The organism is Candidatus Zixiibacteriota bacterium (assembly GCA_035380245.1).
In the GTDB taxonomy this organism is placed as follows: domain Bacteria; phylum Zixibacteria; class MSB-5A5; order GN15; family FEB-12; genus DAOSXA01.
Genome location: DAOSXA010000002.1, coordinates 1,000,191 through 1,009,742, shown reverse-complemented (window position 1 = coordinate 1,009,742; position 9,552 = coordinate 1,000,191). Strand labels below are relative to the sequence as shown.

The 9,552-nt window shown below is 52.5% G+C and carries 8 protein-coding genes and 1 tRNA gene; 5 read left to right on the top strand and 4 right to left on the bottom strand.

The annotated features are described in order from the left end of the window. Positions 1-12: 12 nt before the first annotated feature. From PLF13_09315 to PLF13_09300, 4 genes are read left to right on the top strand one after another with little or no spacing between them, the layout of a single operon-like run. The gene (locus PLF13_09315; protein HOP07476.1) at positions 13-1,707 is read left to right on the top strand and encodes an ATP-binding protein; all 1,695 of its coding nucleotides are present in this window, start codon (positions 13-15) and stop codon (positions 1,705-1,707) included. A gap of 26 nt (positions 1,708-1,733) precedes the next feature. After that, positions 1,734-2,303: a CBS domain-containing protein gene (locus tag PLF13_09310; GenBank protein ID HOP07475.1), complete on the top strand. Its 570-nt coding sequence runs from the start codon at positions 1,734-1,736 to the stop codon at positions 2,301-2,303. Positions 2,304-2,306: 3 nt separating this feature from the next. Beyond that, the gene (locus PLF13_09305; GenBank protein HOP07474.1) at positions 2,307-4,340 is read left to right on the top strand and encodes an SLC13 family permease; all 2,034 of its coding nucleotides are present in this window, start codon (positions 2,307-2,309) and stop codon (positions 4,338-4,340) included. Positions 4,341-4,358: 18 nt separating this feature from the next. Next, positions 4,359-4,847 (top strand): response regulator, encoded by a 489-nt coding sequence (locus PLF13_09300; protein HOP07473.1) that lies wholly within the window; start codon positions 4,359-4,361, stop codon positions 4,845-4,847. Positions 4,848-5,118: 271 nt separating this feature from the next. On the opposite strand, the gene PLF13_09295 is transcribed toward PLF13_09300, so the two are convergent. The 3 genes from PLF13_09295 to PLF13_09285 all read right to left on the bottom strand — a co-directional run bounded on the left by PLF13_09295 (position 5,119) and on the right by PLF13_09285 (position 6,518). Beyond that, positions 5,119-5,192: transfer RNA gene (locus tag PLF13_09295), tRNA-Met, on the bottom strand. Between the two features lie 49 nt (positions 5,193-5,241). Beyond that, positions 5,242-6,036, bottom strand: a complete 795-nt coding sequence (locus PLF13_09290; protein ID HOP07472.1) for a DUF116 domain-containing protein — start codon at positions 6,034-6,036, stop codon at positions 5,242-5,244. A gap of 59 nt (positions 6,037-6,095) precedes the next feature. Then, a complete protein-coding gene (locus tag PLF13_09285; GenBank protein ID HOP07471.1) occupies positions 6,096-6,518 on the bottom strand; it encodes a hypothetical protein in 423 nt (140 codons plus the stop codon). Between the two features lie 104 nt (positions 6,519-6,622). On the opposite strand from PLF13_09285, the gene PLF13_09280 reads away from it, so the two are divergent. Continuing rightward, the gene (locus PLF13_09280; GenBank protein ID HOP07470.1) at positions 6,623-7,564 is read left to right on the top strand and encodes a pyridoxal-phosphate dependent enzyme; all 942 of its coding nucleotides are present in this window, start codon (positions 6,623-6,625) and stop codon (positions 7,562-7,564) included. 416 nt (positions 7,565-7,980) lie between these two features. Here the strand turns inward: PLF13_09280 and lpdA are convergent, their stop codons facing one another. After that, entirely contained in the window at positions 7,981-9,363 is a 1,383-nt protein-coding gene (lpdA, locus tag PLF13_09275) for a dihydrolipoyl dehydrogenase (protein ID HOP07469.1), read from the bottom strand. Positions 9,364-9,552 lie beyond the last annotated feature (189 nt).

Below are 9,552 nucleotides of genomic sequence, written 5' to 3'. Positions count from 1 at the left end.
AAGCGTGGCGAAATGGAGAGAAAAAAACAAGCAACCTTAGACTCCCGTGAGCTCCTGCCTTTCAAGCCGGAGCATTATCGCGAATGGCGAAGACGACAATTCATGCGTATGGCGATTACATATATCGCCCCGCTCATTCTATTGTCCGTCTATTTTCAATACCTTTCGGTTGGCCTTCGCGATGAAAGCCGACAGATTCACCTCGGCGCCGTTGCCGAGCATGAGGCAAATACTCTAGACCTGTTTCTGTCGGAGCGACGTGTTAATCTCGTCAACTTGATCGACAACCCACATTTTCCGACCGAACCCAACTCGGATCAGATGACCGAATATCTGGCCGATCTTCAGCGTGTGTCCGATGCTTTCGTCGACCTTGGATTTTTCGATACGGAAGGTGTGCAGGTTGCCTATGCGGGACCGCATCCGTCGCTGACCTCACGCAATTACCAGGATGAAAACTGGTATCGTTCCCTCAAGGAAACCGCCGACAACTTCGTTATAACCGACATCTATCTTGGTTTCCGCCAGCAACCACACTTCACGATTGCGGTGAGTCGGCATTCCGATAACCGCTTTGTGGTGCTCCGTGCGACTCTTGATCCGGCCCGGATGTACGAATATATCGAGTCACAGCAGGCCGGCTCGAATGTCTCGACCTTCATTGTCAATCGTCAGGGTGACTACCAACTGGTGCATGAAAGCATCGCTCACCCGCTCGATAAATGTCCCATTCCCGTTCCCTCGGACGAACTCTATGGTTACGATGCCGTCGAAATCGATCATCATGCTCAGCATTTTGCCTTCCGTTGGTTGCGTAATGCCGACTGGGCGCTGATCGTGGAGTCGGTATCGCCCAATCAGGGTATCCTGGGCGGTCTTGAACCGGTATCGCTTATCGTCTCAGCTTCATTGATCATTCTGGCTCTTCTGGTTATTATCAACCGTTCCAACAAGATGGTGGAACAGCAAAAAGAGGCGGACCAGACGCGGGCTCAGCTCGAACATGCTTCCAAGCTCGCTTCGGTCGGTGAACTCGCTGCGGGTATCGCTCATGAGATCAACAATCCTCTTGCGGTGATAACCGAGGAATCCGGACTCCTTCTGGATTACGCCGATCCTCAGTTCGGTCAGACTCTGGATGAGACGGATCTGTTAAATCGACTCCGGACGATACAGAAGTCCGCCTTCCGATGCCGCGACATCACTCGTAAACTTCTGCGTTTCGTGAGACAGAGTGATTTCCACCTGGGCGATTACGACATTCATGAAATAATCGATGGTGTGATCGATGACTTGCTCGGTCCGGAGTTCGCTGTTTCGAACGTCAAGATCGAGCGCTCATACGACAGATCGGTGCCAAGGCTGACGACTGATATCAACCAACTACAACAGGTTATTCTGAATATCATTAATAATGCCACCGACGCCATGGGCGGTCGTCCCGGCGTAATCACGATTAGTACTTCCCGCGCCGCAGGAAAGATCATGGTTGCGATCAGCGACACCGGTTGCGGTATGACACCCGAACAGCTTGACAAAGTCTTTATGCCCTTTTTCACTACCAAAGAAGTAGGCAAGGGAACCGGGCTGGGGATGTCCGTCAGTTACGGCATTGTGCGCGGGCTGGGTGGCACCATTGAGGTTGATTCGGTCCAGGGAGAAGGGAGCACGTTTACCCTCGTGCTGCCGGAGAAGGTCAAGAGATGAGTTTGAAGGATAGATGAGGACGATCTATGAGTCTTAAGACAGCTGAAGATATCATGGTCCCGATCGATGAGTACCCTCTGGTGGATTCGGAGGCAACGCTTTGGGAGGTGGCCATTCGTCTTCATGAATCTCGCCGGGAGCCTGTGGCAAATGGAAAAATCCCCTATCAGGCTGTTTTGGTAGCCGATGATCAGGGGAATATCGTGGGTAAAGTCGGGCAAATGGCAATTATGCGCGGACTGCAACCTCGCAGTCAGGTCCTGGGTGATTTGAATACCCTTTCCAGAGCCGGTGTCAGTGAAGCGGTGCTGGAGAGTATGCTGGATGGATCCCGTTCGTTGCAGATGGATTTCCCGGATTTATGCCGCGCCGCTGCCGCCACCCCGGTTAAAAATGTGATGCACCCGGTCACTGAACATATCGAAGTGACTGCTACTATCGCGGAAGTGATCCATAAATTGATCGCTTTCCAAAGTCTCTCTGCGCTGGTGACCAGGGATGGACACCCCATCGGGCTGGTGCGACTGGCCGATTTGTGTGACGAAGTAGTTCGGCAAATGCTGGAAGCGACTCCCCCTTTTCAGGAGAGGGGGTAGCGAATGTCAAAGATCCTTCTTGTAGACGATGAGCATCAGTTTCGTGCTGATCTGGCGCGTCGTCTGAATCTTCGTAATTACGAGACAGTCGAAGCGGGCAACGGTGACTATGCCATCAAGCTGGTCCGAGCCGACAACGATATCGATGTGGTTTTACTCGATCTGAAGATGCCCGGTATCAGCGGTGAACGCACTTTAGCCGAGATCAAAAAATACCGGCCCGCCGTTCAGGTGATTATGTTGACCGGTCAGGGATCCATGGCTTCCGCCATGGAAACCGGTCGCCTCGAAGCTTTCTCTTATCTGGAGAAACCGTGCGAATTGGATCAACTGATCAAGACTATTGAGGAGGCCCGCGAAGATCGCCCGCACCTCATGGCTCGCCACGAAATCCCGCACGTTCCCAACCGCTCGGTTTGGGGTTGGCTCAAAGGTTCGCATAATTCCCGGCCAGGCATCATCTTGCTGGGCTTTTTAATCTTCCTCGTTTTCATTTTTGCTCCGGCGCCGCAACGTCTTTTGGATATTCTGTCAACTCCCAAGACAGGACAAACCACTGATCTGAATATGGGCTATTCCGCCTATCGCCAGATGAGTGAGGGAGAGAATATCGCCGATTATTACAGTCACAAGAACAAGATGTACACCGTTAAGACGGACGAAAGCGGCAACAGTGTCAAGGTCAACGAGTCACCCGAACAAGTCTCGTTCAAAGCCCGAGTGATGCTGGCCACTTTGGTAGTGGCAGCTTTATTCTGGGCATCCGGAGCTATTCCCGTTGGAATTACAGCGCTGCTGGTGGGTGTTGTAATGTATTTCTTCGGTATCCTGCGACCGGACAACATCGCGCAGGCTTATGCCAAGGATGCCGTTTTGTTCATATTCGGGGTCTTAGCGATCTCGGTTGCTATTTCCAAAACCGGTCTGGACCGGCGTATCGGTCTGCTGCTGCTGGGACCGGCTAAAACATTGCCGAGGTTGTTGTTCCTGTTCTTGCCCATGCTGGCGATTAGCTGTTCCATTGTTTCGGAACATGCCCTGGTGGCTTTTATTATGCCGCTTTTCATGATGGTCTATGTGACTTCGATACGAGCCGCCGGGATAAAGAAGGACCGCGCCCTGGCGGTGATGTTCGCCCTGACATTATGTTATACCGCCAACTCCGGTGGTCCCGGTTCACCTGCGGCCGGGGGACGCAATGCCATCATGATGGGGATTCTTCAGGACTACAATCTCGCCCCGACGTTCGGTGAATGGGTTCAATACGGAATGCCGTTTGTACCGATTATGACTCTGGTTATTGCAGGTTACTTTTATTTCACTTTCAGACGTAAGCTCCAGGTAAAGGAGCTGAATGTATCGGATATAGTAAGAAAAGCGGCTGAGCAAATCGGGCCAATGAATCGCAACGAATATATCACGGCGGCGGTGTTGCTCCTGGTGGTGGTCCTCTGGGTTTCCGCCAGTGATACATTCGGGATGGGAGGTCCGATCATTCTCGGTCTGGTGTTGCTTAATATGCTGCGCATTCTCAAGTGGCGCGATATTACCTCGATTCACTGGGAGGTGGTGGCCCTCTATGCCAGCGCCAGCGCTCTCGGCAAGGGACTGGCCGACACCGGCGCTGCGCTATATCTGGCTGATAGTTTTTTAAGCATCATGCCGGATTTCCTGCAACATGGCTCAGGGCTGGCCATGGCGGCTAGCATGTTTACCGGCATTACCACCAATTTCATGAGTGACGGTGCTACGGTTTCGGCTATCGGGCCGATTACCGTGCCGATGGCGACCATAAGCGGGACACATCCCTGGATGGTCGGCTTTGCTACCGCTTTTGCCTCGTCGTTTGCGCACATGCTCATCATTGGAACCCCGTCCAATGCCATTGCTTATGCTATGGCCAAGGATCCGGTTACCGGTGAGCAACTGGTCACCCTCTCTGATTTTCTCAGACACGGCTCGGTTGTGCTGTTGTTGTCTTTCGTGGTTCTATGGGGGTGGACCATTTTCGGGTATTGGCGAATAATAGGTTTCTGATAAAAAAAGGAGCAACCCATGTCAGACCAAATCAAGCTGCTGATTGTCGACGACGAAGAGGAGTTCCTCGAGTCGATCGCCAAACGGCTCCAGATGCGGGATTTCATCGTTCGCACCGCCAGTCGCGGCGCCGATGCGATTGAACTGGCCCGCCGGGAGAAGTTCGATCTGGCCCTGCTGGATCTTAAAATGCCAGGGATGGACGGCAAACAGGTGCTGGAAATCCTGAAGAAGGAGCACAAGTACCTCGAGGTGATCATTTTGACCGGTCACGGTTCGGTTGATTCAGCCATCGACTGTACCAAGCTCGGTGCGTTCGGGTACCTGCCCAAGCCGTATGAACTGGAAAAGCTCCTGGACACCCTCCGTACTGCCTATCAGGTTCGTCTCGAACGGAAGTTCAAAGATGATGAAGAGCGTATCCAACGCATTTCGCAGTTGGCAACCGGCTCAAGCGCTCTTGCTATTCTTCGTGAATTGAAAAAGATGGACGACGAAGAGAAATAGACGAACCACTGTTTTTCCTATTCTGCGTGTACCAGCCGGGGTTGTCATGGAAGTGATAGCCCCGGCGGTCTTTTTGTGTATATCATGCGATGAGCAGGGGAGGCTATCGAAAGAAATTCTCAAATAGAGATGATCTACCGGTCCATGCCCGCGAACATCTCAATTCGCAGACGTTGATTCGAATCGTCATCGTGGAGGATTACGGGAGGCGTCGGGTGCTCGAAGAATGCGGTCCGGTGGGAGAGATTGCTGATTCTCAGCCATGAAAAAATAGCGGAGCAGGGACTTGAACCCCGGACACGCGGATTATGATTCCGCTGCTCTAACCAACTGAGCTACTCCGCCATTCACAGACGCGACAATCTAATAATTAATCGGCAGTTGTCAACAGAATTCAAGACACCGACCCCGGACCCAGTCCCAAGCAACGTCTCACCGTCTGTTCGATCTGACTCATGTCGACGCAGGTGTTCTTGCAGGGACCCTCGGGACGTTTGTTCGGGAAGCCGATGACCGGGATGCTCGGATTCACTTCCTTGAATCCCGAAAGAAGGTCCCGCTCACAAGCCATGGCGATGATCATCCGAGGTCGCACCTCGTGAATTTTTTGTCGGGCTTCGGTGCCCCCGCCCACCACCGCCATGTGAAATCCATAGCTGTCCCGAAGTTGTCTCAATGTGGCGTTGTTCTCGCGAGTCAGACAACGCGGGGCAAGAACCAACAAATACTCGGCCGATACGGTTTTGGGCGATGTTCCGATCAACAGGTTGTGGACTTTGAGAAAGGAATTGGTCAGGCGATCGGTCGATATCCCAATGATGCCGCCGATCTTCGCAACCATTCCCAGCAGGCGATTGATCAGCCCGGGCAGTAAAATAGCGCGCGGGGCGGGCCGGTTGGTTGCCACGGCCCAGGTCAGTATAACCAGCCATAACAACAGTGCCGCCGATATTATTCGATAAATCCATGTCACTGTCACCGGCCAGGGGTGTCCGAGACTCTCAAGGCGCGGTTCGATTAGCCAGAGGAACAGTCCGGCGCCGAGAATCAGGAGTACGATCGACAACGCCGCCACGCCCAGAAATACCCTCTTGCGCGTGTCGGTCGATTCGTTGCGACCGTCCCAATTCTGCCATTCATCGCCCAGTTTGCGATCCGGCTTACGGGTTGTGTTCGAGGCCTCAGCCATACATTAAATATACGTATGCAACCTGCCGGTCACAACAGACCAATATGATTCTTTTTAAGCTATTTGTATGCCAACGATATGAATAACGCTACGGCCCCGACGGCAACGATGATCCCCAGAATCACTATCACCATGGTGCCTTCCGATAATCCAACCAGAGTTCGATACGGATCGATCTCGGAATGACTGTCCTGGCTGCGGCGTGAAACCGGTCGTTTGAAGCGAATCCGGGAATCATCGAATTTCTCGATCAACTCCCAACCGGCTTTGGCTTCCTCGTCACAGAGCTGCTTTACCGCCTCAGCGGTGCGAAATTTACGGGTGTTGGCCCGTACGATCTTGAACTCCCAGCCCTCCAGGTCTTCTTTATTGTAGCTGGTCAAGCGTTCCTCCTCTTCTTGCATGGCTCGCTTTTTCCTGGCCGCGGCTGCTGCTGCAACGGCCGCCCCGGCTGCGGCTCCACCACTACCACCACTGGACATATTATCAACTCCTTTGGATTGTCATACTCTATATCCCGCCTTTTATTCGAACAATCAATATCTTTCTGTCCTTGATCGATTTCTTCCTGCCGGTATATTGGAACATGATTAATCTGCAGGATATCAAAGCGGCGGCTGATCGAATCCGCCCTTATGCCCACATTACACCGGTGCTGACCTCTGAATCGATCAACGAAATGGTCGGGGCCGAGCTTTTCTTCAAGTGTGAAAACTTGCAGAAGGTGGGGGCTTTCAAATTTCGCGGCGCAACCAACGCCGTATTCTCACTTACCGATGAAGAAGCCGCTCGGGGAGTGGCGACTCATTCCTCCGGCAATCATGCCCAGGCCGTTGCCCTGGCCGCACGATATCGTGGTATTACCGCTCACATTGTCATGCCGCGAACGGCCAGGAGGGTGAAAATTGATGCTGTTCGGGGTTATGGGGGACAAATTGCCCTGTGCGAGCCGACTCTCAAATCGCGCCAGGAAACACTCGAACAGGTGGTAGAGAAAACCGGTGCCGTGGTTATCCACCCATACAACGATTGGAAAATTATCGCCGGTCAGGCGACCGCCTGTCTCGAACTTATGATCCAGGCGCCCGAGCTGGATGCCGTAATGGCTCCTATTGGCGGTGGGGGGCTGCTTTCCGGAACGTCTCTCGCGGTCCGGGGCATTTCGCCGGATACCAAGGTTTACGGAGTTGAACCGAAAAACGCCGATGACGCCCAGCGCTCATTCCGCAGCGGAAAGTGGGTTGAGTCGAAGGATCCGGTAACCGTCTGCGACGGCCTGTTGACGTCACTGGGCGATATAACTTTCGAGGTTATCAAGGCCAATGTTACGGACATTCTGACCGCTTCGGAGGAGGCGATAATTGCAGCTATGAAGCTCGTCTGGGAGCGGATGAAAATGATCATTGAGCCTTCCAGCGCCGTTCCGTTAGCCTGCCTGATGGAGCATCCCGATGTGCTGGCCGGCAAGCGAGTTGGTATCATAATCACCGGCGGCAATGTCGATTTGACCGATCTCCCCTGGAACTAGCTCCTCACAGAACATCGAGGAAGTCAGCCAGCCGAGATCGGAAATAGGATACAAACAAGGAAGGAGTCTCTCAATCCTGAAAGACTCCTTCACCCCACCTCATAGATACCCTTCACCGCCATACTATGTCAAGAGTAACTAACTTCGAACGTATATGTAACAAACGCTGTGCCAAAATTGAACAGCGCCTGATTTGAAAATATAAGTTACTGCTACATTGCATGTTACAGGCATATCTTTGGCGGGGGTCCGAGATTGTTATATCAATGGTCCGCAGAATCTGCGATTGATAAAAGAACTCCGAATAACTAGTTATCCGGAGTCGGCATTGTGTCGCAACGACATAACATTTCGCAGGTGATGCGCCGTATCTGCGCCGGATTGACTGATACGCAGACTATACGCACATCCTGCGTCTATTTTTTGCGCTTGGCTGCCAGGTGCACTGATTCTGAGTGCAGATCGTGCGCCGCCTCCATTATAGACTCGGCTATGACCGGATGGCCAAATGTCAACTCGCCTAATTGGCGGGCTGTAAGGCTTTGCCTGATAGCCAGCGCCGCAACATGAATGATTTCCGTTGCGTGAGAACCGACAATGTGTGCGCCCAACAGCTTATCGGTTTTCTTGTCGGCGATCAGCTTCACTTCACCCGCAATCTCATTCTCGGCGTGAGCTTTACCTAACGCCCTTAGCGGGAATTTACCGATTGCCGGGTCATACTTCTCGGCGGCCTGTTTCTCGGTCAAGCCCACCGATCCTACCTCGGGATGGGTAAAAATGACTGAGGGAACACCGAGGTAATCCTTCCGGGCTGTTCCCCCGAGCGCGTTATCGACAGCCACGGCTCCGTCATGAGTAGCGGTATAGGCCAGCATAATTTCACCACGGACATCGCCAATGGCGAAAATGTTCTTCTTATTAGTGCGCATATCGGGACCGGTTTTAATCGAGCCGTTTTTGTTCTGTTCGATCCCGACCTCTTCGAGACCCAAATCCTCGGTGTTAAAAGCTCGTCCCACTGCCATGAGAACCTGATTGGCGGACAATATCTCACCATTGGAGAGAGCCGCCTGGATTCCTTCGGGACCGGGCTCGATTTTATCCACGCGTGTTTTGGTAAACAGCTTGATCTTACGTTTTTTCAACTCGCGCTCGATCAGGATGGAAGTGCCCTCATCTTCGAGCGGCAGGGCATGATCGAGCATTTCCACCATGGATACTTCGACATCCAGCATCGAAAGCATAAAAGCCCATTCGCACCCGATCACACCGGCACCGACGATAAGGAGCGATTTCGGCAGCTGTTCAGCCTGTAACATGTGGTCGGAGGTCAGAATGCGGTGACCGTCCACCGGGAAAATCGGGATGTTCATGGCCCGTGAGCCGGTGGCGATAACGATGTTCTCAGCGCCAATTTTAGTTTCGTTTCCCTTTTCGTCGGTAACAAGTACGGTCTTATCGTCAAGGATTCGGCCGTATCCATTGTAGTGGCTGACGCCGTGGGATTTGAATAATTGCCCGATTCCGCCCACCATGGTATTGACTATTTTGTCCTTACGAGCCAGCATCGCCTGCCAGTTGTAACGGACAGGTCCGTCTATCTCAATTCCGAATGATTCAGCATCCCGGGCTTTCTCATATTGAAGAGCTGAGGCAATAAGAGCTTTGGAGGGGATACACCCGCGGTTCAGACATACGCCGCCTAATTTATCGACTTCCACCACCGCCACGGAGGCGCCCTTCATGGCTGCCCGAATGCCGGCTGTATAGCCGCCGGGGCCGCCACCGATGATCACAATGTTATATTTATCGATTTTACTACTCCTTGTTGGCTGCCGTAGCAGTTATGGAACTTACTATCAGATACTAACTTTGGCAAGGTCGATTTGGTTTCCGAACTTTTTGCCGGAATCGCTACAAAAAATAATCGAAAAAGGGTGAAGAAACGTCTTGACTCCAGAAATCTACAAGGTATAATAGGCCAC

Coding starts and splice junctions, on each gene's coding strand:
- PLF13_09285 (HOP07471.1), bottom strand. CDS start 6,518: ATGTCCAGTGGTGGTAGTGGTGGAGCCGCAGCCGGGGCGGCCGTTGCA.
- PLF13_09290 (HOP07472.1), bottom strand. CDS start 6,036: ATGGCTGAGGCCTCGAACACAACCCGTAAGCCGGATCGCAAACTGGGC.
- PLF13_09305 (HOP07474.1), top strand. CDS start 2,307: ATGTCAAAGATCCTTCTTGTAGACGATGAGCATCAGTTTCGTGCTGAT.
- PLF13_09300 (HOP07473.1), top strand. CDS start 4,359: ATGTCAGACCAAATCAAGCTGCTGATTGTCGACGACGAAGAGGAGTTC.
- PLF13_09310 (HOP07475.1), top strand. CDS start 1,734: ATGAGTCTTAAGACAGCTGAAGATATCATGGTCCCGATCGATGAGTAC.
- PLF13_09315 (HOP07476.1), top strand. CDS start 13: ATGGAGAGAAAAAAACAAGCAACCTTAGACTCCCGTGAGCTCCTGCCT.
- PLF13_09280 (HOP07470.1), top strand. CDS start 6,623: ATGATTAATCTGCAGGATATCAAAGCGGCGGCTGATCGAATCCGCCCT.